This window comes from Bacillus sp. IT-79MI2 (assembly GCF_949768135.1).
Lineage (GTDB): Bacteria > Bacillota > Bacilli > Bacillales > Bacillaceae_G > Bacillus_A > Bacillus_A pseudomycoides.
Genome location: NZ_CATKPV010000062.1, coordinates 66,372 through 91,450, shown reverse-complemented (window position 1 = coordinate 91,450; position 25,079 = coordinate 66,372). Strand labels below are relative to the sequence as shown.

Below are 25,079 nucleotides of genomic sequence, written 5' to 3'. Positions count from 1 at the left end.
CCTCATTTTCACATCATAATGGTACGATAACCTTTATACTTGTTCGGTTCTTTTCACTTACAATTGTAATACATCCACCGATTAACTCTGCTCGTTCTCGCATTGTAGTCATTCCAAGTGATTTCTTCTCTCTTACATTCGCTTCTATAAAACCAACACCATGATCAACTACCTCTAAAGATACATCATTCTCTGTTACTTTGAAGTAAATCGTAGCCTCCATGACACCTGCATGCTTACTTACATTATTTAATGCCTCTTGTCCAATACGCCATAATGTTTCTTCTACTACACGCGGTAAGTCACGCACACCTGTAACCTGCTCACGAATTTTCAAACCTAAGTTTTCACCATATTGCTTTAAAGCTGAAAGCAATCCCTTTTCTAATCCTTCTGGACGAAGCTGCCAAATAAGTGTCCGCATTTCTTTTAAAGCACCTTGCGCTAACTCTCTCATCTCATGAAGAGATTGATCTACCCTTTCATTTTGTCCCTTCAAAACAGCTTCCGCTCCCTTCGTCATGAAGGTTAATGAAAATAGCTTTTGTGAAACTGAATCGTGCAGATCCCTTGCTAAACGGTTACGTTCTTCCATTCGGACCAGTTCACGACGCTGTTCATTTAATCGTAAATTCTCAATCATTAATGAAATATGATTCGTTAACGCTTGAAGTATGTCTACGGTATTTGTATCAAACTCACCTTGATTTGAATTCACACATAAAACACCAAACACATGATTTCGAATATGTATTGGAGCGGCAATAATAGAGCCGTTAGGATGAACACCATTTCCAACTTGTCTTTTCATTAAAACAGGTCTGTTCTTTTCTATTGCTTCCTTTGCCGCTCTCTCTAAACCCGAATCCTTTTGTAATGTACGCTTCTTATAACAAGCTCGCATGGATATCTTTTTTTCTTCTTGTATAAAAAATGCAACTTGCTCCCATAGAAATACATCTCCCACTTGTTTTACAACTTCTTCTGGTAATGTATTTAATTTATGAATTTTTCTTAGTTCCTGAATAAAACGCTCTAGTTTCACATAATAATGAGCCCGTTTCTTTTCATTTTCATATAGTTTCGTTCGTTTTAAAGCTGTTCCAATTTGCAGGGCAACCGATTGTAATAGCATCAGTTCTTCTTCAGAAAAATGTGTTTTCCCTGGACTAGCGACATTTAAGACTCCAAACTCTTCTCCGCCAGCTTTTAATGGAACGGTTGCATGATGAAGAATTCCTTCTGTATCACCCCAATTATTTTCAACCGCATTGTTAATTCGTTTACATTCAATAATATTAACCGCTCGTTCTAATTTCCCCTCCACAAAACGGCGCAAACACCAGCATTCTCCTTCGCACATTGGCTTTTTATCTTGAAAGGTAAGCGCTGCTGGTAAATGATAATCAATTAATTTTGTATACCTACCATTTTCATCAGCAAGAAAAATCCATCCTGTTGTTAATCCTGTCACATGCAGCAATTTTTCTAATACCGCTTGTAGCACATGATATGTATCATTGGATGTATTTAATGTTTCTGCAATCTCTTTTAATATAGCTAATTCGCTTATACGGTTCTCTTGAAACATAAATTGTCTCCTACATACAATATTTTCTTTTCTCATTGTACCAAATTCAATGTATTCTTAAACAAACAAGTAACTTTTTCACTTTGTACTTATTCATAAGATTGATATAATGGTTAAAAATGTAGTTTTCATTATATCACCTGAGGGGGCTTTCACAATGACATTAAACAAAGCACTTACAATCGCTGGTTCTGACACAAGCGGTGGCGCTGGTATACAAGCGGATTTAAAAACGTTTCAAGAACTTGGTGTATACGGAATGACGTCTCTTACAACAATCGTAACGATGGATCCACATAATGGCTGGGCACATAACGTATTCCCTATTCCTGCTTCTACACTCAAACCACAATTAGAAACAACAATTGAAGGTGTTGGTGTTGATGCTTTAAAAACGGGTATGCTTGGATCTGTTGAAATCATTGAAATGGTTGCTGAAACAATTGAAAAGCATAATCTACAAAATGTAGTAGTAGACCCAGTTATGGTTTGTAAAGGTGCAGATGAAGCATTGCATCCTGAAACAAATGACTGCTTACGCGATGTACTTGTTCCAAAAGCATTAGTTGTTACACCAAACCTATTCGAAGCATATCAACTAAGCGGTGTGAAAATTAATTCTCTTGAAGACATGAAAGAAGCTGCTAAAAAAATCCATGCTTTAGGTGCAAAATATGTACTAATTAAAGGCGGTAGCAAGCTAGGTACAGAAACTGCAATCGATGTATTGTACGATGGAGAAACATTTGATCTTTTAGAATCAGAGAAAATTGATACAACAAATACACACGGCGCAGGTTGTACATACTCTGCAGCAATTACAGCAGAACTTGCAAAAGGTAAATCTGTAAAAGAAGCGGTAAAAACTGCAAAAGAATTCATCACAGCAGCAATTCGTCACTCATTCAAAATTAACGAATATGTAGGACCAACACATCACGGTGCATATCGTAAATTTGCAACTGGCAAAGAACTTGTATAAGAAATAAAGTGAATCTTTAATCAACCTTCACTAATCGGGCTTTTACGGGGTAAAAAACAGGCTATCCATAGATAGCTTGTTTTTTTATGATGCTAAACTTACCTTACCTCTATAATTCCCGAAACTTTTTACTTTTTTGTTGTTCCACGTGAAACAACAAAAAAGTAAAAAAAGAGCGACGAATCGCTCTTTCTCTTCAACAACACCTTGATATTTTTCCACCTTTCGCATTGAACCTAGCCTCTTGCGCCTCAGCAAAAAACTGTTTTCGACATAAAATCGGTTCTTCTGGGTGGTACTCTTTCATATGGGTAACGTACGTTTCATAACTTGGTACTCCAACAAGCAAACTAATAAATTGCTTTCGTGTTCTCCACACCTTCTCCAATTTTTTAAGCATAATTTCTCGACTCACTTTCATCTCTTGGAATATATGGTGCTTCTTTTAATGGTATAGATTTATTTTGCAATACTTTAATCCATATACGAATAGCAGAAATAAGAACTGCTATTACAACTAACATGAAAATTCCACAAAGCATAGCATCGATATAATCATTGAAGATAATTTGCTTCATTTGTGCCACATTTTTGGCCGGTGCTAGTATTTTCCCTTCATCTAAGGCGCTCTGGAATACTTTTGCATGCGATAAAAATCCAATTTTCGGATTTTCATGAAATAATTTTTGGTAGCCTGCTGTCATCGTCACAATCAGCAAACCTACCGTTGGGATAAGCGTAACCCAAACGTACGCCTTTTTCCCCATTTTGAACAATATCGTTGTTCCGAGCAATAACGCAATACCCGCTAACATCTGGTTAGCAATTCCAAAGAGTGGCCATAATGTATTAATTCCACCGAGCGGATCAACTACACCTTGGTATAAGAAATACCCCCATCCTAACACACATAACGTTGTTGCAATCACATTAGCCAGTGTAGAATCTGTTTTCGCAAATGGTTTATATACATGTCCTAAAATATCTTGAATCATAAATCGCCCTACACGTGTACCAGCATCAATTGTCGTTAAAATAAATAGTGCTTCAAATAAAATAGCAAAGTGATACCAGAATGCCATCATCGCAGTTCCACCGATTACTTGTGAAAAGATGTAGGCCATCCCAATTGCTAATGTTGGCGCTCCTCCTGTACGAGATAGTATCGTTTGTTCACCAACATTTACAGCAAGATCCTTTAATTCATTTGGTGTAATTGCAAATCCCCAAGAAGAAATAACTTGAGCTGCTTGTGATACATCCGTTCCGATAAGAGCTGCCGGACTATTAATTGCAAAATATGTCCCTGGTGTTAATACACAAGCTGCGATCATGGCCATCGCCGCAACGAACGATTCCATTAACATTGCCCCGTAACCAATTGGTTGTGCGTGCCCTTCTCTTTCAATCATCTTCGGCGTAGTACCAGAGGAAACTAAAGCATGGAATCCTGATACAGCCCCGCAAGCAATTGTAATAAATAGAAACGGAAATAGATTTCCGGAAAACACTGGACCTGTTCCGTCAATGAACTTGGATACGGCCGGCATTTGTAAGTTTGGTGCTACAATTAGAATTCCAATTGCTAGCCCAACAATCGTTCCGACCTTTAAAAATGTACTTAAATAATCACGTGGGGCAAGGAGCATCCACACCGGTAATGCAGACGCAATAAAACCGTATACAATAAGCATAATTGCGATTGTTTCACCGCTAAAAGTAAACATGCTTGCAAGCGTAGGATTCTCAGCTACATACTGCCCTCCAACAAGAGATAAAAGAAGTAAAATAATACCGATAACTGATCCTTCTCCAATACGCCCTGGGCGAATATAACGCATATAAACACCCATTAAAATAGCGATTGGAATTGTCGCTGCGATCGTAAACATTCCCCAAGGGCTACCGACAAGTGCTTTCACAACTACTAAAGCTAATACTGCTAATAAAATGATCATAATACCTAAAATACCAATCATCGCAATTAATCCTGTTACAGGACCAATCTCATCTTTAATCATTTCGCCTAATGATTTTCCATTACGTCTCATGGAAGCAAATAAAATAACAAAATCTTGTACTGCTCCTGCAATTACAACTCCAACGATAATCCAAATTGTTCCTGGTAAATATCCCATTTGCGCTGCTAAAATCGGCCCTACTAATGGACCTGCTCCTGCAATTGCCGCAAAGTGATGTCCAAATAATACCCATTTATTTGTTGGAACATAATCCTTTCCATCATTTAGCGTCTCAGCAGGTGTTTGCCGATTATTATCTAGCTCAAATACTTTTTGTGCAATAAATCTACTATAGAAACGATAAGCAACTGCATATACAGAAACAGCTGCTACTAATAGCCATACAGCATTAATTGTTTCACCTTGTGATAGGGCAATTACACCAAATCCGGTTGCTCCTAATGCTGCGATGATACCCCAAAGTAAAATTGACTTAAACGCCTTCACATACAATCCCCCCTATACTACTTCTTAGTGGAGATTGTACTAAATTTTCTGAATATTTAATTTGAATCCTCCTTATCATGAAGGATTCTTATGTTAACATGTTGAAATTCACTTACAACTTGTCATAGTTCAATTTTATTTCGAAGTCGTTTTACATAGTTTCGACTAACAGGAATCGGTTTCTCATCATACCTATCTAAATAAAGGTTATACGTTCCATTATAATAAGGCTTTAATGCCTGAACATGCATAACATTTATTAAATAACTTTTATGAACACGTAAAAAATCATATGCTGTTAATTTATTTTCCAATTCTTGAAGTGTATATGTTGAAATATACTGATTATTCGCTGTATAAATTGAAACCGTTTTATTCTCCTTATTCTTACTTACATATACAATATCCTCTGGAAAAATATACGTAATCCCTTCATGACTTTCAATCGGAAGTTTTCGCAAATGGCTTTTTATTTTCTTTCCTTTGTCTTGTTCCATTCTATATACGAGAAATTGTAAATCTTCTTCACGAAATGGTCGTAGTAAATAATAAAACGCTTGGAAGCGAAAAGCTGTTATCGCCTCTTCTATATCCTCACCGATAAAAATAAACTTTGTATCGCAATTTAATTGTTGTAATAAACTAGAGAGTTCAAACCCTGTACCATCTTTTAACTCTGTATCTAAAAAAACGAAATCAGGAATATGCTTTTTAGCTACTTGTAAAGATTCCATTCCTGTTCCCGCTTCAAAGCACTCTACATTTCGCATATTTTCTGTAAATATCTCAATGAATCGATTTCGATGTTCTGCATCTTCCATGATAAGTAAAATTTTCATCTGCCCAACCACCTAATTCTTTTGTCCATATGTCTTGTTGTATACATTCGCCTTAGTAAGAAACAATCCCTTTTTCTAGCCCTATTTTCTATTTACTATACCATCACTTCCCTTAAAAACAACAAAAAAGGAAGCCGCTTGGGCTCCCTTCTTTCGTTATACCAACTCTTGCTGCTTCGTTTCTTGCCCTAGCACAACTACTGCAAGCACTCCAATTAAAATGGAACCGCAAAAAATTGTAAAGATCAATGAAAGAGACGCTTGTGAAGCAACAAGATAACCTACTAGCAATGGACCGAGAATACCACCAATACGGCCAAATGCTGCAGCCATACCTGCTCCAGTACCGCGAATTACTGTCGGATACTGCTCAGGTGTATATGCATATAACGCACCCCATGCTCCTAAATTAAAGAAGGACAGTAACATTCCTGCTATCACCAATGTTGTAAGCGATTCAGCTACTCCAAAGACGTACGCACTGCATGCTGTGCCAATTAAGTAAGTAACTAACACAAATTTACGGCCGAGGCGCTCAATAAACCATGCAGCAGTAAAGTATCCGGGAAGCTGTGCCAATGTCATAATTAATACGTACTGGAAACTTTTTATTAGACTAAATCCTTTTAGTACCATTACACTTGGTAACCAAAGAAACATGCCATAATAAGAAAAGACAACACAGAACCATAAGATCCATAACATAATCGTCGCTTTTCGATATTCTCCAGACCAAACCGCCTTTATATTTGTAATAACAGATTGTTTGTTCTCAACTTTTTCAAATTGCGGCGAATCTGGTAGATTCCATCGTAAATATAGTGCATAAAGAGCTGGAATCGCGCTTAATACCATCGCTACTTGCCAGCCATACTTTGGAATTACAAAATAAGAAATTAGAGCTGCAATTAACCAGCCAACCGCCCAAAAGCTTTCTAGTAATACAACAATTCTCCCGCGTTCATGAGCCTCAACACTTTCAGATACAAGTGTCGAAGCTACTGGTAATTCTCCACCAAGCCCCATACCGATTAAAAAACGCAATATAAGAAACATAGCTAATGTTGTTGTTAATGCCGTTAAACCACTACCGATAGAAAATAATAATAATGTCATAATAAAAACAGACTTGCGCCCCAACTTATCTGCTAATATGCCAAATAAAAGTGCTCCCACCGCCATACCAATAGAATTGATACTTCCGATCCATCCCATCTCCTGACTACTTAATCCCCATTCTTTTTGCAGCGCAACGATGACAAATGAAAGCATGCCAACATCCATTGCATCAAATAACCAACCAAGCCCCGCTATTCCAAGAAGCTTGCGCTTTGAAATTTCTTTTATATCCCCCACTAGAAGTCCTCCTTACACAGGTGTCTTTACACTTCATTTTACATGTGTATATTGTATAAGTAAAATACTTTTATCCCTATTTTCACTTAAAAGCTTCCTTTTAATCTTCCCATAAAATAGAGCTTCCATTAGTGGAGAATACTACATTTTTAGCTTTCACAAATAAAAAAAGTAGCGATATTTCGCTACTTTTTCGAACGCATCACTTCTTTTAGAAATTCAGCTAATACAAGCTGACGACGCCAACGCGTCGGATTGCTACATAGACGGTAAAACCATTCTAGATGAATTGCTTGAATCCATTTTGGTGCACGTTTTACTTCTCCTGCCCAAACGTCCAGACTGCCACCTACACCAACAGCCACTTTTGTTTGTAAGCGATGCTTATTATTTTGAATAAAGTTTTCTTGTCTTGGGAATCCAAGAGCTACAAGTAAAATATCCGGTTTTACTTCTTGAATGCGAGCAATGATGCCCTCTTCCTCTTCTTGTTCAAAATACCCATCCTGCGTACCAACAATAGATACAGCTGAATAAGTTTTTGTTAAATGATCAGCAGCACCCTTCACAACATGTGGTTTCGCTCCCAGTAAAAAAACAGATACAGATTTATTCTCTTTCGATAACGCCCCAAATAAATCACTCATTAAATCAAAACCTGCTACGCGCTCTTTTAATGGTGTCCCTAGCATGCCACTTGCCTTTACAACACCAATACCATCCGGTGTAATCAAATCTGTTTCTAAAAGGGTTTGATGAAAACTTGAGTCTTTTTTGGCACACATTACGATTTCCGGATTCGCTGTTACAACTTGAAATGTATGAGTTTGTTCTGATTCTAGCTGCTTCATGATATATCGAATTGTCTCTTCCATTGTCATCGTAGAAAAAGGGACACCTAAAATATCAACTGTTTGTACTGCCATAATTATAATCCTCTCTATTTCAATAAAAGTTTTTTATATGCTTTATGAGTATCTTCATATAGATTTCGTAATGAGAAATGAGAAGAAGCATGCTCATACAAACGTTCACCCATCACTGCTAATTCACCATTCTCCCACTTCTTATATCCTTCCTCTAATGCACTTGCTAATGCATGTGCATCACCAATTGGCACAATCCATCCGTATGTAGGATCGACAATCAACTGTTCCATATCACCAACATTCGTTGCAATAGACGTTAAACGTTGATTTGCAGCTTCTAATAACACAAGCGGAAAGCTTTCACTATAAGAAGTTAATAAATTAATATCGGCGGATGCATATAATTCTTTTACATCCGAACGATGACCTAAAAATAATACTTTATCTTCTAACCCTTTCTGCCTTACTGCTTCTTTCAACTCTTCTTTAATCGGGCCATCGCCAACTAACAATACTTTCATATTAGGAATTGTTATTTTTTGCAAGGCATCGAATAAAATATTATGCCCCTTTACAGGGTGAAGGCGGGCTACTTGAATCGCTGTAAATACTCCTTCTTGTATACCTAATTCATCTTTTAAGTTATAAGGTTTCGCTGGAATGTCATCATACTCAATCCCGTTATAAATGGTACAAATTTTATCTGCTGGCACACCGAGTGCTACAGTATTTTGCTTAAAACGTTCTGTAATTGCAAAAAACAAATCAACTTTCTTATATGAATATAAATTTAACTTTGTAAAGATCCAACCTTTCAAACCACGCTGCATAAAATCAAGAGTTGGATCACTATGAACTGTTGTTACCCATTTTGCACGTATCTTCCTTTTTAGAAGAGAAAGATAAAAGTTCGCGCGCGCACCATGTGTATGTACAATATCAAAGTGTCCTTCGTTAATAAACGTACGTATTTTAGAAAGAATCGATATGTCATAACGAGATGATTGAGAACAAACGTGCACTTTAATTCCGAGCTCTCTTGCTTCTCTAGCAATTGCACCTTCTTCAAACACAACTAGTTCAACTTCAGCTTTTGGAAATTGCGACAAAAGTGAAATAATGTGAGTTTTCCCGCCACCTTCTTCTGCTCCAGCATTCATATGCAACACTTTCATCTCTTTCTTCCTCCATCTTTATGTTCTCTTATAGTTTACTATAACAAAAAATAAAAGCTAACGTGACGCTAGCTTTTATTTTTCTATCATTCAATTTCTAAATCAACGATTAAATATGCAAAAATCACAGCAAAATAAATACTTACTCCAGGCGCTGTAAATACATGTCCCGCTATAAATGCAATACCCATACTTAATCCTAGTGCGGTTGCTAATAACCCGTATCTTACTGTAAATACCTCTTTAAACCTAGTTACTAGTACGAGAAGAATTTTCACACCGAAGTATAAAAATGGGATTAAAAGTAGGATGAAACCGACAATCCCAAATGTATAGAACCAATCATGAAAGTCCCTTTCAATTAGCTTCGGTTTCTCTTTGAAATTTCCAGCATATCCCATACCGAATAATTTTTGAGATGTTGGAGCTTCTGCATAGTAATCTTTATACATTTTCTCAAATATCTCACGTCCACTGAAGATTATTGCTTGTGTTTCCTCTTTTTTCTCTATTTCTTTTTCTTTTGCTTTTTCCTCTTGTGTTACAGGCGGTTTATGGTGCGTTTTTTCTTCCTTCTTTTCTTCTGCCTTTTTCACTTCTTTTTTCTCATCAAGAATTTGGACGTGAAATCCCATATTTTTTAAGAATGGCGAAAACGGTGTATATGCTAGTGCTCCAGCAAAAACAACAGTCGCAAGGATGCCATTCAGTAAATATGACTTCTTATTTCTATCTTTACGCTGTAAAAATGCCTGAACAAAGCACATGAAAACAGCAACAACCATTGTGCCAAAAATGGCTCCAACTCCCACCTTCGTACCAACAGCAAATAATGAGAAGATAATTAAAATAGAAGGAATCCAAAAATAACTTTTTGCTATGCTTGTTGTTTTTTCAATTGAATATAGAACGACGATTGGGCATACAACTGCTAAAATGGCCCCTAATTCATTTCCTGCATAGAACCAACCACGTGAACCAAGTTTCACCCAATCGTAGCTATTATAATCAGTTCCTGTCGCAATCGAAATAACCATGATACTATTTATGATTAATGTTGAATATACAATATAGTTACGCATTTTTGAATATGCATTTGCTTTTTCACGTAATGATTTAAACACAAAAATGTAACAGGTAAGCATAATAAATGGATATAATGCTTTTGCTATAAATTTAATTTCTTCTCCCAACATGATAGGGCTTTTGACCAATTTATTATTTACTAAACCTGCAGCAAGAACAATTCCAACTACTATTAAGTATATGATATATTTACGATTTTCTTTTTCTCTTGCCTGAAATAAAATATAGATTCCACCAAGAACCATTACAAATAGACGCGTAATAATTCCAATTGTCGTATCAATCTTTAAAACCATGATGCAAAATGACGTGAGTAAGTCTAAAACCGGCTGTAACATAATGAAAATCAATAAAAAATTCCCAAATTTATTACTTAAATTATTATTTCCTAACATCTCGAACCCCCATAACTATCATTACCTTATCTCACTTTATACAATTTACAATAAGCCTCTAACTCGTCTCAAATATTTATTATAACATAATTTTTTAGTTAACCACTTCCTATTTATGCAGATAAAAGATAATAAATCCCCTTCTCGTATGTCACATATCTCGTATCTTCAAACGCTTTCTTTCCCCATTTTTTCTTTTTTTCTACATGTAACGAAAAGTAATTGTTATTTCTAAAACTTTAGTGTATATTTTGCTCTGGAACATCTTTAAGAGGAAGGGATTAGAGCTATGTTATTAATCGAAATATTTACGTTTCTTGGCATTGTCGCCGCTGCCATTTCTGGTACATTAGTTGGTTTAAAGAAAGATCTAGATTTATTTGGTGTCCTTTGTTTAGCTGTAGCTACTGCACTCGGTGGCGGAATTATTCGTGATATTATGATTGGTAACCTACCTCCCGTTGCATTTGTACAACCGATTTACTTTTTGGTCAGTGTATTAGCAGCTCTCTTTACTTGTATGTTTTTTGAACGCATTAATAAACTTCAAGTTGTAATCATGCTTTCAGATGCTGTCGGTTTAGGCGTTTTTACTGCTATTGGCGCAAACGCTGCAATGTCGCATCACGTTGATGCTTCATTTTTAGTTGTTTCGATGGGTGTTATTACAGGTATTGGTGGAGGGATTATGCGCGATATTTGCGCTCAAGATATTCCCTATGTATTCCGTAAAGAAATCTATGCAATTGCTTCTATTCTAGGTGCAATTAGTTTCCTAATTACGTATGAAATGGGTGCACACGTATTAGCCTTTTATATCTGTTTACTAGTAACATTCATCATACGTGTAGTCACTGTTATATACAATGTGCATTTTCCAGTCTTCTTTAAGGCTCATGCAAAAGCTAATAAAAGTCATTAAGAGAATTCAAATCGAATTCTCTTTATTTATAATAGTTACTCCTTATTGCCTAAATATAAGAAAAAACTCACCGTTTAAAAAACGGTGAGTTTTTTCTTATCACACACTTCAAGATTCCCCTAAAAATATAGGATCAAACCTTCCTGCTACGCAAGACTTCACTTTATTTTTTGAAAAATAGCTTTTGACAATAGAATGACAACATATATACACCTAAACTTTGTAAAATGAAAAGACTTGGTATCGTTAAACCATCGTACACAATATCTGCATTAAAAAGCTTCATTCCAATATATCCTGTTATAAGTAACAGTAACAACATATAGCCTTCGCTCTTTTGTTTCTGAATAAGGAAATGTAAAAGCGCAATTGACATAAATAGAGTTACAGCTATAAAGATGAGTTTTTCACCTTTTAGCAATATCCCATTCATTCCCTCTGATGATACCTGATCTATACTTGGCTTAACCACAGCTAATCGCTCTGTTTCTAACTCTTTTAACTTTTGACTCAAGCGCTCTTTCATACTTTGTGCTTGAACGGTTTCTTGTTTATTACGCTCTTCTCCGATTAAAACCGATTGCACATACGCATCGTTAGAAATGGCATACTGTTTTATTCCCATTGCTTGAATCCCATAATTCACAGCAAAATGAGTAACATAAAATACGACTAAAACCCCTATCAATTTTAACAATACATTTTGTTTATCTGCATTTTGGAATATTTCCACTAGCAAGACATACACAATTACTAAAATAAGTATAAATATGCCTACTGGATACATCATATTACTAAGAGCAAATAGTATCGCGGCACATGCCCACATGTAAGAATGGCTCAATCCTTTATGTAGTAATATATAACTCGCAAAGTAAAATAAAAATATAGAGAATAATTCCCCTGTTAATAATGAACATGAAAGAATATTTGGCAAATATAGCGAGTAAAACACTGCAGCAATTCGGCCACATTCTTCTTGAAATAAACTTGCAGCAATTCGATAAATGAAAAACGCTGTTCCTGCGCAATACAAAACATTAAAAAATTGCAAAACAAATGTAGCATCGCCAAACACACGAATCAATACTGACTCATATATAATGAAAGGTAATTGACTAACAACAGTTACATTACTGCTTCCTAGCGCAACTTGTTTTGCAGTCTCATACATAGCTCTCATATCACCTATAACTGGAGCATCAAAAAAGAGAACTGCTCCAAGCCTAACAAGCACTGTCATACTCATTAGAAAAATGAGAAACTGTTTATCCGTAAATCGATATTGCAAAATAGAAGCAAGAAGTAAAAGGAGTATCACGAAAATTGATAGCACAATCGTTAAACTTGTGGCGCTTCCTCCCAAAAATTGCTTACTTCCCTCGAAGGCGTTCCAGCAAGAATAAACAAAAAAGGCAAGCATAGTTCCAATAATTATTTTACTAAAAAAAGATGAAAACCCTGTTTGTATGTTATTCATATGTATATTGCACCTCTATTTCCATTCATAACACAACGATTCTATCATGAATGGACACATGACGGTTAGAAAATTTATCCCGCTATTTGCGAGCAAGTAATACTCTCACCACGAAATTCAAACAGAAGGAGCAGAATTAACTAGGAGATGAACTGCCCGTAAAAGTACTGATTGGTTAGTGCTAATAATCAATGAGGGATGAAAAAAACTACTGATTAAAGTTTCACTTTATATAGAAAAATATAACATTCACTTTTTCGCTTGCAATGTAAGCGAAACCTCTTTTACACTACAATCTATACAAATTAAATTTTCTTTCAGTTACACGCATGGAAATACAATATTATTCTATTTTAATGAAGTAAACTTTTTATCGGATCTCAATCGTCTAAATAACAAATAATATTCGATAGAAAATACCCATCTTTTTTATATAGGAAACAGAAATAGGAGTAGATTATATGGACAAAAAATTTATGAGAGAATCAAAAGCAATTAAAACAACGCGTGTTTTCCCAAATGATTTAAACAATCATCAAACATTATTTGGCGGAAAATTATTAGCGGAAATTGACAGCATCGCATCTATTGCAGCAGCAAGACATAGTAGGAAACATTGCGTAACGGCCTCCATTGATTCCGTTGACTTTTTAACTCCAATCCATCAAACGGATTCCGTTTGCTACGAGGCATTCGTTTGCTATACTGGAAAATCTTCTATGGAAGTATTTGTGAAAGTCGTTGCAGAAAATTTATTAGAAGGGGAACGCCGCATTGCTGCTACTTGCTTCATTACATTCGTAGCATTAAAAGATGGCAAGCCTTCTTCTGTACCTCAAGTGTTACCAGAAACAGAAGAAGAACATTGGTTATACAAAACTGGAAAAGAACGTGCACAAAGCAAAAAAGAAAATCGTTCAAAAAGTAAAGAAATGGCTGATGTATTAACACTGAGCAAACCTTGGAGTGTATAAATTAAAACATCCATCAATTAAGGAGACTGCCTCAAAGTAACTGAGTAGATACTTTAGGGCAGCTTTTTTATTTACATAAGAATAATCTTCCTTTTCTAATATAATTAGCATTGCATTCTGTCTAATTTCACTCTTGTTACCACATGAATTTCAAAGAGATCTATTCCGTACCTTTTACTTGCATCCCCTCTCTATGTTCCTTTGTATTCACCGTTACAGAGATTTCATAATACCACTATACTTACTATATAATCGTCCACTAGCCTAAATACAAATAGAACAAATCTCATATTTCACCTGAAGTCTTTATTCTATCTGACCTATCAACCAATAGTTGCTTTACAAAGTTTATGTGAGGTAAACTTATACCCGTAGTTATTAACTACAAGTAATAATAATTGATTCATTAAGGAATCTATTCCAATAACTAATATGATTCACATGAAAGGTACTTTATTTGACTTTCATTTGTACGGAAAGGTGAAATTATGCAAAAGTCACTTGTATCAAATATTTTCTATAAAATATTGCTCAATACCTTTAATATCATTCTTCCAATTTTAGTAGGCCCTTACGCATACCGAACACTCGGGGCTACTTCAATAGGAACCGTTAGCTCCGCTGAAACCATTTTTAATTATTTTTTCATTTTTGCTGTATTTGGTGTATATCAATATGGATTACGTGAAATCAGCTTAGTAAAAAATGATAAGAAAAAAGTTTCACAATTGTTCACAAGTCTATATGTGATTAACTTTACAACCAGTATCCTGGCTCTAGTGACATTCGTACTCTTTAGCTACCTTGGATATGGTGATCAGAATTTATTTCCTGTACTGCTCATTTTCGGATTCAATTTTATTTCAAATTTGTTTTACGTAGAATGGTTTAACGAGGCACATGAAAATTATGATTTCATTACGAAGAAAACAGTTATCGTCCGACTTACTTATGTTGTGCTTCTTTTCGCTCTAATTCACGGAGTGGATGACTATAAAAAATTCGCTGGCTTATTAGCTTTATCAACATTTTTAAACCACATTATTAGCTTTGTATATGTGAAGCGTCAAGTCAAATTTGATTTTTCTAATTTAACAATTGTTCCACATTTAAAACCTTTAGTATTAGTCGTTATCTTTTCAAACGCCAATATGTTATATACACAATTAGATCGCCTCTTCTTATTACAAAATAAAGGAGAAGCTACGGTCGCTTTCTATGCAATGGCCTTCCAGATTATGACTATTATTAACACACTTATGTCAAGTGTTGTACAAGTTACAATTCCAAGGCTTTCTTATTTATCAGGAAACGCAAATGATGGAGAATATGAATCATTACTAAACAAAATTTCAAAAGTATATTTCATTACGTTGTTCCCAGCCGCTATTGGTTTAATGCTTATCGCTCATGGGGCCGTTATTATTTATGGCGGAAGGCAATTTGCTGGAGCTGGTGACACATTAATGGTTTTCGCATTTTATATGATTTCAGTAGGAATTGAATCTATTTTATCAAACCAAATTATTTATGTGAAAAAGAAAGAAAGTATTTTAGTGCGCTTTTTATTCATTTGCGGTTTTATAAACCTTGTATTAAATTTTGCACTTGTATTCTTCCGTGTACTTACACCAACAACAGCAATTATTACAACAACGATTGCTAACTGTGCATTGATTGTATTGGAATATATTTATATAAAAAAGAAATTAAAAGTAAATTACACATTATTCGATATGCAAAAGCTAAAATACCTGTTTTATTCACTAACATTTTTACCAATAGCATTCTTAGTGAATACGATAATTTCCGGACAAATTCTACAAGTTATCGTCACAATGTTAGCATGTGGATTAGCTTATGCACTTATCCTATTCATAGCGAAAGATGAAATTCTCTTTATGCTGTTAGACAAAATAAAAGCAAGATTTAAAAGAGCTTAATGTAAAATGACGTAAGAAATACAAACTCTTTTCTGTATATGAACAAATGAACCCTCTTGAAGGAGCTGTTACAATTGAAATTTTCTTTAATCATGGCCACTTGCGGCAGACGTGATGACATTCTTGATTTACTAAACTCATTAGAAAAACAAACTTATAAAAACTTTGAGCTCATTGTAGTTGACCAAAACGATACACCAATTTCTGATCTCTTTGAAGATTATAAAAAAAAATTTTCCATCAACTATATTTATACGCCTATTAAAGGATTATCCCGTGCCCGTAATGCAGGATTAAAAGTAGCTGATGGTGATATTATCGCATTTCCGGATGATGACTGTATTTATGAAACAAACGTGTTGGAAAGCACCCTAGAAACATTTAATAAGGATAAGGATATTCAATTTATATCAACAAATACTACAAATGTTGAAGGAACAGGCTCATTAGTACATGCACCAGAAACAGATATTATTTTAAATGATAAATATGGATTCATGGGACCGTCTTTCACACTATTCTTTACGAAACAATTTGTGCAAGATGTTGGTACATTTGATGAAGACTTAGGTGTTGGATCAGGAACAATTTACGGAGCTGGTGAAGAAACTGACTTCGTACTACGCGGTATGAAAAATGGATATACAGGACTATTTAAAAAAGACCTATTCGTATACCATCCAGTAAAAGAGGAAGTCATTAATGAGCAATCATTAAAAAGAGCCATTTCCTATGCCGGTGGTTTCGGAAGAGTAATTCGTTTACATTATGGCTTCCCATACTTTTTACGTGCGGTTGCAGCCGCTACATTCCGTATGACGCAAAATATTTCGAATGATAAACGCAAATTCCATGCAAATCGTTTAAAAGGAATCGTTCGAGGTTATTTTAAATAGAAGAAAAAAGAAGAGCAATCGTTCAATATTAGAACAGTTTGCTCTTCTTTTTTATCTAATTTCTCCCCTCCAAAAACAAAATAGTCTCCTTTAGTCCCTCACGGTAAGATGTCTTTGGCACTTTACCAATACAACTCTCATACTTTTCTCCACTCAATACAACCGGTTCTTCTGTCAAATACAACATTTCTACAAACTCTTTCATTTGTTTATCAAATAAGCCAAGCATTCCAATCATACGTTTTTTCACAGTCATTATAGGCTTCTTATATCCGGTTAATTCTCTTATATGCCCGATCATCTCTTCCCCTGTAATTACACCCACTCCTGGTATGTTCCAGTTTTGCCCGTATGCACTATCACGTAATGCTAATTCAACAATCGCCTTAGCTCCATCCGGCGTAAAAATATATTCCCTAGCAAGCTTCTTATCCCCGACAAAGCTAGATGTTTTATTTGCAAGAACACCTTGTAACGTATGATGAACAAGCGTACTTTCTGCATTTGGCCCATAAAAATCTGGGAAATGAGCAGTAAGTACCGGTACACCAGCCTGTTTCGCCATCAATTCAAGCTGCAAACGAATTTTCCCCTTCTTTGTATGTGGATTCTTTACAACCTCTTCCGTTACCTTCCCTCGTCCTTGTCTTCCATACGCATAAATATTATCTACCATCGCTAATTTAGCACCGTGATGTTTCGTCGCTTCTAATATATTTTTTAGTAACTCTGGCTGTTTTATCTCCCAATCCGTATACGGAATATTTACAGCATGAAAGATCACATCTACATCTTTAGCAGCTTCCATTATATCTGCTTTCTTAAATACATTTCCCGCTATTATTTGTATTCTTTCCTCATCGTAAAACAGCTTTTCTAGCTTTTCCTTATTTCTCGCAAAAGCAATTACATCAATCCCTCTCCCGCACAATTCCTTTGTAATTGCATATCCCATTGCTCCAGATGCTCCCAATACTAACGCCTTTTTCATCTTAATCCCCCTTTTAATTAACCGCTGTTCAATTAATTGTAAAAAGAAAATCACTTACATAAGAAGCGATTTCGCAATAAAATTCACATGTGCAGCAGCTAAATCTTGCACATCTTCAAACGTTTGATTACTTCTACAATAATGTGCAACAAATCCATGTAATGATAAGAAAACAGACCATATTGTCATTACATTTATATTCCCTTTACATAAGGAAGATATAACAGAAGCAAACTTTTCATAACTAACATTTGGTCCATCTGCTAAACATTCTTTTAATTCATCATCTTTAATTAAGAACATGATTTCATAATGACTTTGATTTCGTAAACCGAATTCAATAAATCCGAATAAAACTGCTTTTAATTGCTCTTTCTGCCCTAAATTTTGAGCAGTGACTTCATCTAACTTTTGATTTAATAACTGAAAATCCTGCTCTACCATCGCATAAAACAGTTCTGCTTTATTTTTAAAATGATAATAAATTGAACCATGACTATATCCTAATTCTGATGCAATTTTACGCATTGAAGTATGTTGATAACCCTGTTTTATAAATAAATCCCTCGCTGCATTCATAATCATTTCTCTCGTTAATTCTTGTTTAACTGCTCTTCTTGGCGACATTTCTCATACCTCACAATTTAATTAACCACCGTTCAATTACAGTATATTCCTTTTATAAAAATAAGCAACCCTATTTTTGAAAAAATATACATTTTGAAAGGATAGCATTATATCCAAGAATTTAGTATCATGATTCAAGATACTATTTTGAAATGGACGGAGGACATTATGAGCTTATTAACAGTTGAAAATTTAGGTCATACATTTGGTGATCGTACACTATTTAAAGACGTATCAATGCGTTTATTAGCAGGAGAACATGTTGGTTTAGTTGGTGCAAACGGCGTTGGTAAATCAACATTTATGAATATTATTACTGGACAACTTATCCATGATGAAGGACGCGTAGAATGGACACCTGGTACACATTACGGATATTTAGACCAACATACAATATTAACACCGGGCAGAACGATTCGTGACGTATTAACAGATGCGTTCTTACCTTTATTTGAGAAAGAAAAAGAACTCAATATCGTTACTGAGAAAATGGGAACAGCTACGCCGGAAGAATTAGAAGAACTTCTTGATCAAATGGCAGAGATTCAAGATGCGCTTGAAGCAGGTGGTTTCTATTTATTAGATATTAAAATCGAAGAAGCTGCACGTGGTCTTGGAATTGATGCAATTGGATTAGACCGTGATGTTTCTGCATTAAGTGGTGGGCAGCGTACAAAAGTATTACTTGCAAAGCTATTACTTGAACAACCAGAGGTACTATTACTTGATGAGCCGACCAACTATTTAGATGTTGAACATATTCAATGGTTAACAAATTACCTAAAAGAATATCCACATGCGTTCCTTTTAATTTCCCATGATACGGAATTTATGAACAAATGTGTTGATGTTATTTTCCATCTAGAATTCTCAAAAATGACGCGTTACACAGCGACATATGAAAAATTCCTAGAGCTAGCTGAAATCAATAAAAATCAACATTTAAACGCTTATCAAAAGCAGCAAGAATTCATTAAAAAACAAGAAGATTTTATCGCAAAAAACAAAGCTCGTTATTCTACGACAGGCCGTGCGAAGAGCCGTCAAAAACAACTAGATCGCATGGAGCGTATTGATCGCCCAGAAACAGCAATTAAACCGGAATTCTCTTTCAAAGAATGTCGCGCAAGCAGTCGCTTTGTCTTTGAAGGTGAAGATGTAGAAATTGGATACACACATGCATTATTACCAAAATTAACGATGACAATTGAGCGTGGAGAAAAAATCGCGATTGTTGGATGTAATGGTGTTGGTAAATCAACATTATTAAAAACAATCCTGGGTAAAATTAAACCATTAAGCGGGAAAACAAGCCTTGGTGACTTCTTAGAACCTGCATACTTCGAACAAGAGGTAAAAGCTGAGAATTTAACACCTATCGATGATGTATGGAATACATTCCCAAGTCTAGATCAGCATCAAGTTCGGGCAATGTTAGCACGATGTGGTTTAAAAAACGAGCATATCTCTCGTCCATTAAGCCAATTAAGCGGTGGAGAGCAAGCGAAAGTCCGTCTATGTAAATTAATGGGTGAAGAAAGCAACTGGATCCTGTTTGATGAACCAACAAATCACCTTGATGTTTCAGCTAAAGAAGAATTAAAAAAAGCTTTAAAAGCATATAAAGGAACAATCCTTCTTGTATGTCACGAACCAGATTTCTATGAGGATTGGATAACGAAAGTTTGGAATGTAGAAGAATGGGCTGGGCAAAACGCTTAATTATCTATAATAAAAATCCTTCCGTTAATGCGAGATAAAAAACAAGCAGCTGTTCTAAACAGCTGCTTGTTTTCTTAGCTTATTCTTCCATACTAAACATATAAGTACTACCAAAAGAACAACTATATAGCTTTTTTATTAATAATACTTCTAAGGATATGATATCTTTCTATCTTATTTTATAATTCATCCTGTTAATAGGATCGATATCATTTTTCTTATTATAAATTTGACTAATACCATAAGCAGCTAAAATAACCATAGGCATTGTAGCAGAATAATGATATCTTGGCGCTACTTCTACCAACATTTGTGCTAATGTTAACCCTATCGTGTAAAGACAAATAATGAAAACTGAAGATTTATTTCTATTTTTAAATGCTTTCAAAACACCTATCAATGAGGTTGCAATTAAAAAATAATAAAAAACATTAGACATTACAGCGTATCGTACATTATGATCTATTACTGATTGTGCATATCCAACAGCTTGACTATCTTCACCTAAAAAAATGATAAACTTATCAAAAAATAGCTTTGGAAAATCTATACTACCACTTTGTATTCTCTTCTTTGCTTCTTCTAACATTTGTTTTTGAACCTCATTCGCAGTCCATCCTGGTCTATCATTGTAATGTAAAAGCAATTCAGAGTCTGCCGCATTCCATGTTCCTGAACTTTCCGTGTTAAATCCTACATAAAAATTGTATCCAGGTGTTGATGCTATCTCTTCTCCCAAACGCAATGTTATATAATGATTTGCTGCTGAAGAAAAAACAAAATATCCCAATATGATAACGCCTATATATGTCACCTTATTTAAAAATATTTTTTTATTACCCATATGCCCTGTATCTATTATAAAAAGCCATATAGCTAAAGCTATGATAGGCACCGCTGCAATTGGACGTACCATATTCATTAACGTAAGTAATGCAGCTAATAAAACTGAATAAAGGAGCAATTTTTTAACACCCATATTGGGGAGCTTCTCATAAACAATAATCATGATCGCCCAAATTAACAGCAGTATTGTACAATACAGCGGTTCAGAAATTGCAAACATATTATAAATAGTTTGTGAAGGCAAAAGAATCCATAAAATACTTGCAGTTATTGCTGTTTTAACACCGCCAATTTTTCTACATATAAAATATATTAATCCCATTGATATCGTCGACAATACTACATTAACAATAGGTGGAATCATATAACTTACTCCAAATATTTTAAAGAAAATACTTAAGAATGATGCATATCCAAAAATATGTGGAAAAAGCGCTACATACCTGCTACTAATAACAAAATTTTTGCTGAGTGATTCTGCAGTATAATAAAAAGTTGCATAATCTACGAGTGGCTCAATTTTATATAAGAAAATCCAAGTTAATTTAACTGCCAAACAAGCAATTAATAATACCAAAAAACATTTTGTTTCGTTTAATTTTTCAAGATACATTGAACCTTTTCTAAGTATAAAAGTCCCAATCAAACACAAGAATAAAAAACTAACTACCAATAATACATAATTGTGTTTTTGCGTATCAGAGAAGTAATTAATAATTAATACTGAAGCAAAAAACCCGTAAATAATGTATACGGTTCGTGCCGAAAAAGTTGATAACCCTTTTAAAAATGCGTTCAACAATTTCACTCCTTTTAAATTATATTTATACAAGAATATTACAAGAGCATCTTTATATTGTTCACAAAAACGTTCCTAAATACTGGTCTACATTACTTTATAAAACACGGAATAACCCAAAAATTCCCGAGTATTATTTTCCTCATTAAAACAACTCTCATATATCCCAATCATTGGATTCCACTACAAATTACTATACATTAATAACACTGGGATTGCCATATTCGATTTGGTACCAACGATTAGACTAATCAAAGTTATATGAAAGGAAATTTTTATTCCCTTATATCAAAATTGTAAACAATAAGAATTATATTTCTAGGAGAAATTCCCCATTCTCCCCTTCATCTCGCCTAACTTTTTTCCTTCAAGAAATTTTGCAATTAAAACATTATCATTTCTAAATATTGGGATTAAAATAAAAAATGCTATTCGTAGTAAAAAAATTAATCTACCCAAAATATGTAACATGTTACTAACAACTATGCTATAATTGTTAGTTGTTAGTTGTTATGTACGAATAACATTCCAGTACAATCTATTTTATTTATATATTTTATAAAGATGAGGATACTATTATGGAGAAATTCTTAAAGTTCGGTTTAGTAGGAATCTTTAATACACTGATTACAATTATTAGCTATATAATCTTAGTTAAATTTGGAATTAATTACCTTATTGCAAATATTATTTCTTATTTAATTGGCGTTGCAAATAGCTATTATTGGAATAAAAATTGGGTGTTTCGATCTAACGGTAAAAATCTATCAATTTTTTTAAAATTTCTGATTGTAAATCTAATCGTATTAGCTTTTAATACATTTAGCTTGTTTATATTGGTAGACAAACTTTTATATAATGAATTTATTGCACAAATTTTTGCGATCGGTATTGGTATGATGATAAACTTTTTCCTTAATAAAATTTGGACGTTTAATCAAAGCGAAAACTCCTACTAATTAGAATCTATTAAAATTTATTGAAACTATGGAGGACAGAAACATGGACAAACTCGTTTCAATTGTAGTTCCTATGTATTTCGAAGAAGAAGTAGCACAGGAATGCTATAATCGTTTAAAATCTGTCATGATTCAAAATAATATCAATTATGAATTTGTATTTGTAAATGATGGAAGTACAGATCGAACAATGGAAATTTTAAAAGAAATTGCTGCAAACGATTATCGTGCTAAAGTCGTTAATTTCGCACGTAATTTCGGTCACCAAACAGCTGTAACAGCAGGTATTGATTGCGCAAGTGGAGATGCTATCGTAATTATAGATGCAGACTTACAAGATCCGCCAGAAGTCATTCCTGAACTTATAGCAAAATGGCAAGAAGGCTATGAAGTTGTTTATGCAAAAAGAAAGCAACGTAAGGGTGAAACTTGGTTTAAACTTTTAACAGCTAAATATTTTTATCGCTTCTTAAACTATATGTCTGATATCGATATTCCAAAGGATACAGGTGATTTTCGAATTATCGATCGGAAAGTAGCCGATGTTTTCAAACAAATGACAGAGCGAAATCGTTTCATTCGCGGGATGATGTCTTGGGTTGGATTTAGCCAAACATATGTTGAATATGAAAGAGATGAACGTTTTGCTGGTGAAACAAAATACCCACTAAAGAAAATGATTAAATTTGCATCAGATGGTATTATTGCATTCTCCACAAAGCCGTTAAGAATCGTCATGACTTTAGGTATAATGTCTGTTTTCATCTCCATTGCAGTTCTACTATACTCTGTTATTGTAAAATTAATCGGAAAAGATATCCAAACAGGTTGGGCATCTATTATGGTTGCCATTACCTTCTTCAGTGGAATTCAATTACTTGGCCTTGGAATCGTTGGTCAATATATTGCTCGTATTTATGATGAAAGTAAAAACCGTCCAATTTATATTGTGAAAGAAACAATAAATGTCGATCAGAAAGATACTTCTGAGCCTAAAAGAGAAACAGTAAGTTCATTATAAATAGAAACAAAAAGGTATCGTTGTAAAATATAACGATACCTTTTTTATCTCGCTATTCGTGGACAGTAATACTTCCACGTCAAAATTCAGTAAAAGCAAAGAAGTTAGGCGGGAGATAAACTGCCCGTAAAAGCCCAATTGGTGAAGGCTAATAATCAGTGGGGATGAAGCCCTCACTGACTAAAGTTTTACTTTATATAAAAAAACGACTTTTTCTCATATCAACTCTTTACGATAACCACAAACTTAAAACCCTTTTATATTATAATACCCTTTAAGCCGTAATTTAAAATCCTTCAAATCAGGATAGGCATTTAAATTTGCTAACATTCCCTGAATAACAGGAATTCTTGGATTTAGCAACCTCATTTCAGCTTCAAGAACATCTAAAGTCACTAATAACTCATCATTTTCTAATTGATCTGCTAATGTACGTTTGAACGTAACAATTTCCTGTAAAAAGTGCTCTTTTGCCTGCTCTTTAATAAGCTCTGAACTACAAAAGAATTGTCCCAGCTTTTCTTCATGTAAAACAGGCGTATCCTTAGATTGTACAAGACCTGCTACAAGATCATCCATCCTCTTTAAAATAAATGATGAAACATGAAATAAATCTATTTCAGCTACATTTAAAATAATTAACTCTAAATAACCCCTGCATATCCCTTCTACCATAATAACAAGATCTAAAAGATATGGAGTAACCTGTCCACCATAAATTGATAATAAACTATTTCGATAAAATGCATGTGACTCGAGCTTCATTCTCATCATAAATGCTTCTACTTCTTTATTAAAAGGAATTGCATTTTCTCTCGCGTGCATAATAATGAATTCCTTATGTTTTTGTACATCGTTAAATTGACAATGTAGTTGTTTTTCAAACTTTTCACGTGGCAGCAATGATTCTCCATCAATAGCCAGCATCTTTTTATGGATTTTGTCATAATAATATCGGAGTGTTGCTAATAACAATTCATCTTTCGATTTAAAATATAGATAAAATGCTCCTTTTGATATACCGCATGCTGTTACAATCTCTTGTACCGACGTTGCGTTCACACCTTTAGTTGCAAATAACTTCATTGCCATTTCTATAATTAAACGTTCTTTTTCTTTCATATCTTCTCTCCTAATT

The 25,079-nt window shown here is 34.4% G+C and carries 21 protein-coding genes; 8 read left to right on the top strand and 13 right to left on the bottom strand.

Annotated elements, in window-relative coordinates; translation table 11 throughout:
- Positions 1–13: 13 nt before the first annotated feature.
- Positions 14–1,591, bottom strand: a complete 1,578-nt coding sequence (locus ACM6HU_RS14115; protein WP_016112767.1) for a GAF domain-containing sensor histidine kinase — start codon at positions 1,589–1,591, stop codon at positions 14–16.
- 157 nt (positions 1,592–1,748) lie between these two features.
- On the opposite strand from ACM6HU_RS14115, the gene pdxK reads away from it, so the two are divergent.
- Complete coding sequence (gene pdxK / locus ACM6HU_RS14110; protein ID WP_016132478.1) at positions 1,749–2,573, top strand: pyridoxine/pyridoxal/pyridoxamine kinase; 825 nt, start codon at positions 1,749–1,751, stop codon at positions 2,571–2,573.
- A gap of 196 nt (positions 2,574–2,769) precedes the next feature.
- On the opposite strand, the gene ACM6HU_RS14105 is transcribed toward pdxK, so the two are convergent.
- From ACM6HU_RS14105 to ACM6HU_RS14075, 7 genes are all read right to left on the bottom strand, one after another.
- Entirely contained in the window at positions 2,770–2,973 is a 204-nt protein-coding gene (locus ACM6HU_RS14105) for a YbdD/YjiX family protein (protein WP_016112769.1), read from the bottom strand.
- On the bottom strand, positions 2,966–5,041 hold the full coding sequence (cstA, locus tag ACM6HU_RS14100) for a carbon starvation protein CstA (protein WP_016112770.1): 2,076 nt from the start codon (positions 5,039–5,041) through the stop codon (positions 2,966–2,968). The genes ACM6HU_RS14105 and cstA overlap by 8 nt, the downstream gene beginning before the upstream one ends.
- A 122-nt stretch (positions 5,042–5,163) precedes the next feature.
- A complete protein-coding gene (locus ACM6HU_RS14095; RefSeq protein WP_016112771.1) occupies positions 5,164–5,880 on the bottom strand; it encodes a LytR/AlgR family response regulator transcription factor in 717 nt (238 codons plus the stop codon).
- Positions 5,881–6,036: 156 nt separating this feature from the next.
- Positions 6,037–7,236, bottom strand: a complete 1,200-nt coding sequence (locus ACM6HU_RS14090; protein WP_016112772.1) for an MFS transporter — start codon at positions 7,234–7,236, stop codon at positions 6,037–6,039.
- A 185-nt stretch (positions 7,237–7,421) separates the two neighbouring features.
- Positions 7,422–8,162, bottom strand: coding sequence for a WecB/TagA/CpsF family glycosyltransferase (locus ACM6HU_RS14085; protein ID WP_414848229.1), 741 nt, complete (start codon positions 8,160–8,162; stop codon positions 7,422–7,424).
- A 14-nt stretch (positions 8,163–8,176) separates the two neighbouring features.
- Positions 8,177–9,280, bottom strand: a complete 1,104-nt coding sequence (locus ACM6HU_RS14080) for a glycosyltransferase family 4 protein (protein ID WP_077294272.1) — start codon at positions 9,278–9,280, stop codon at positions 8,177–8,179.
- An 86-nt stretch (positions 9,281–9,366) separates the two neighbouring features.
- Positions 9,367–10,761 (bottom strand): O-antigen ligase family protein, encoded by a 1,395-nt coding sequence (locus ACM6HU_RS14075; RefSeq protein WP_077294275.1) that lies wholly within the window; start codon positions 10,759–10,761, stop codon positions 9,367–9,369.
- Between the two features lie 289 nt (positions 10,762–11,050).
- Here ACM6HU_RS14075 and ACM6HU_RS14070 point away from each other — a divergent pair, with 289 nt between their 5' ends.
- The gene (locus ACM6HU_RS14070) at positions 11,051–11,683 is read left to right on the top strand and encodes a trimeric intracellular cation channel family protein (RefSeq protein WP_003202516.1); all 633 of its coding nucleotides are present in this window, start codon (positions 11,051–11,053) and stop codon (positions 11,681–11,683) included.
- Between the two features lie 163 nt (positions 11,684–11,846).
- Here ACM6HU_RS14070 and ACM6HU_RS14065 read toward each other — a convergent pair whose 3' ends face one another.
- The gene (locus tag ACM6HU_RS14065) at positions 11,847–13,163 is read right to left on the bottom strand and encodes a glycosyltransferase family 39 protein (RefSeq protein WP_088094010.1); all 1,317 of its coding nucleotides are present in this window, start codon (positions 13,161–13,163) and stop codon (positions 11,847–11,849) included.
- Between the two features lie 461 nt (positions 13,164–13,624).
- Between ACM6HU_RS14065 and ACM6HU_RS14060 the strand changes: the two genes are divergently transcribed.
- From ACM6HU_RS14060 to ACM6HU_RS14050, 3 genes are all read left to right on the top strand, one after another.
- Positions 13,625–14,137: an acyl-CoA thioesterase gene (locus ACM6HU_RS14060; protein WP_003209287.1), complete on the top strand. Its 513-nt coding sequence runs from the start codon at positions 13,625–13,627 to the stop codon at positions 14,135–14,137.
- A gap of 488 nt (positions 14,138–14,625) precedes the next feature.
- Complete coding sequence (locus ACM6HU_RS14055) at positions 14,626–16,080, top strand: oligosaccharide flippase family protein (RefSeq protein WP_414848228.1); 1,455 nt, start codon at positions 14,626–14,628, stop codon at positions 16,078–16,080.
- A gap of 74 nt (positions 16,081–16,154) precedes the next feature.
- Positions 16,155–16,976 (top strand): glycosyltransferase family 2 protein, encoded by an 822-nt coding sequence (locus ACM6HU_RS14050; RefSeq protein ID WP_088094012.1) that lies wholly within the window; start codon positions 16,155–16,157, stop codon positions 16,974–16,976.
- Between the two features lie 55 nt (positions 16,977–17,031).
- Here the strand turns inward: ACM6HU_RS14050 and ACM6HU_RS14045 are convergent, their stop codons facing one another.
- Entirely contained in the window at positions 17,032–17,967 is a 936-nt protein-coding gene (locus ACM6HU_RS14045) for an SDR family NAD(P)-dependent oxidoreductase (RefSeq protein ID WP_088094013.1), read from the bottom strand.
- A 54-nt stretch (positions 17,968–18,021) separates the two neighbouring features.
- Positions 18,022–18,594, bottom strand: a complete 573-nt coding sequence (locus ACM6HU_RS14040; protein ID WP_016112780.1) for a TetR/AcrR family transcriptional regulator — start codon at positions 18,592–18,594, stop codon at positions 18,022–18,024.
- A gap of 129 nt (positions 18,595–18,723) precedes the next feature.
- Between ACM6HU_RS14040 and ACM6HU_RS14035 the strand changes: the two genes are divergently transcribed.
- Complete coding sequence (locus tag ACM6HU_RS14035; RefSeq protein WP_139350024.1) at positions 18,724–20,316, top strand: ABC-F family ATP-binding cassette domain-containing protein; 1,593 nt, start codon at positions 18,724–18,726, stop codon at positions 20,314–20,316.
- 169 nt (positions 20,317–20,485) lie between these two features.
- Here the strand turns inward: ACM6HU_RS14035 and ACM6HU_RS14030 are convergent, their stop codons facing one another.
- On the bottom strand, positions 20,486–21,961 hold the full coding sequence (locus tag ACM6HU_RS14030) for a glycosyltransferase family 39 protein (RefSeq protein ID WP_016112782.1): 1,476 nt from the start codon (positions 21,959–21,961) through the stop codon (positions 20,486–20,488).
- Between the two features lie 578 nt (positions 21,962–22,539).
- On the opposite strand from ACM6HU_RS14030, the gene ACM6HU_RS14025 reads away from it, so the two are divergent.
- Together ACM6HU_RS14025 and ACM6HU_RS14020 are read left to right on the top strand one after the other, a co-directional pair.
- Entirely contained in the window at positions 22,540–22,920 is a 381-nt protein-coding gene (locus tag ACM6HU_RS14025; RefSeq protein ID WP_414848227.1) for a GtrA family protein, read from the top strand.
- A gap of 43 nt (positions 22,921–22,963) precedes the next feature.
- Complete coding sequence (locus tag ACM6HU_RS14020) at positions 22,964–23,941, top strand: glycosyltransferase family 2 protein (RefSeq protein WP_016112784.1); 978 nt, start codon at positions 22,964–22,966, stop codon at positions 23,939–23,941.
- 246 nt (positions 23,942–24,187) lie between these two features.
- Here the strand turns inward: ACM6HU_RS14020 and ACM6HU_RS14015 are convergent, their stop codons facing one another.
- Positions 24,188–25,063 carry a TetR/AcrR family transcriptional regulator gene (locus ACM6HU_RS14015; protein WP_088094015.1) on the bottom strand — a complete coding sequence of 292 codons (876 nt, stop codon included), beginning with the start codon at positions 25,061–25,063 and terminating at the stop codon, positions 24,188–24,190.
- Positions 25,064–25,079: the final 16 nt, after the last annotated feature.

What these genes read in the sequence shown, in the direction of transcription:
- ACM6HU_RS14075 (WP_077294275.1), bottom strand. Translation starts at nt 10,761, where the DNA reads ATGTTAGGAAATAATAATTTAAGTAATAAATTTGGGAATTTTTTATTG.
- ACM6HU_RS14085 (WP_414848229.1), bottom strand. Translation starts at nt 8,162, where the DNA reads ATGGCAGTACAAACAGTTGATATTTTAGGTGTCCCTTTTTCTACGATG.
- ACM6HU_RS14070 (WP_003202516.1), top strand. Translation starts at nt 11,051, where the DNA reads ATGTTATTAATCGAAATATTTACGTTTCTTGGCATTGTCGCCGCTGCC.
- ACM6HU_RS14040 (WP_016112780.1), bottom strand. Translation starts at nt 18,594, where the DNA reads ATGTCGCCAAGAAGAGCAGTTAAACAAGAATTAACGAGAGAAATGATT.
- ACM6HU_RS14115 (WP_016112767.1), bottom strand. Translation starts at nt 1,591, where the DNA reads ATGTTTCAAGAGAACCGTATAAGCGAATTAGCTATATTAAAAGAGATT.
- ACM6HU_RS14045 (WP_088094013.1), bottom strand. Translation starts at nt 17,967, where the DNA reads ATGAAAAAGGCGTTAGTATTGGGAGCATCTGGAGCAATGGGATATGCA.
- pdxK (WP_016132478.1), top strand. Translation starts at nt 1,749, where the DNA reads ATGACATTAAACAAAGCACTTACAATCGCTGGTTCTGACACAAGCGGT.
- ACM6HU_RS14065 (WP_088094010.1), bottom strand. Translation starts at nt 13,163, where the DNA reads ATGAATAACATACAAACAGGGTTTTCATCTTTTTTTAGTAAAATAATT.
- ACM6HU_RS14060 (WP_003209287.1), top strand. Translation starts at nt 13,625, where the DNA reads ATGGACAAAAAATTTATGAGAGAATCAAAAGCAATTAAAACAACGCGT.
- ACM6HU_RS14080 (WP_077294272.1), bottom strand. Translation starts at nt 9,280, where the DNA reads ATGAAAGTGTTGCATATGAATGCTGGAGCAGAAGAAGGTGGCGGGAAA.
- ACM6HU_RS14055 (WP_414848228.1), top strand. Translation starts at nt 14,626, where the DNA reads ATGCAAAAGTCACTTGTATCAAATATTTTCTATAAAATATTGCTCAAT.
- ACM6HU_RS14035 (WP_139350024.1), top strand. Translation starts at nt 18,724, where the DNA reads ATGATTCAAGATACTATTTTGAAATGGACGGAGGACATTATGAGCTTA.
- ACM6HU_RS14095 (WP_016112771.1), bottom strand. Translation starts at nt 5,880, where the DNA reads ATGAAAATTTTACTTATCATGGAAGATGCAGAACATCGAAATCGATTC.
- ACM6HU_RS14015 (WP_088094015.1), bottom strand. Translation starts at nt 25,063, where the DNA reads ATGAAAGAAAAAGAACGTTTAATTATAGAAATGGCAATGAAGTTATTT.
- ACM6HU_RS14105 (WP_016112769.1), bottom strand. Translation starts at nt 2,973, where the DNA reads ATGCTTAAAAAATTGGAGAAGGTGTGGAGAACACGAAAGCAATTTATT.
- ACM6HU_RS14025 (WP_414848227.1), top strand. Translation starts at nt 22,540, where the DNA reads ATGGAGAAATTCTTAAAGTTCGGTTTAGTAGGAATCTTTAATACACTG.
- ACM6HU_RS14020 (WP_016112784.1), top strand. Translation starts at nt 22,964, where the DNA reads ATGGACAAACTCGTTTCAATTGTAGTTCCTATGTATTTCGAAGAAGAA.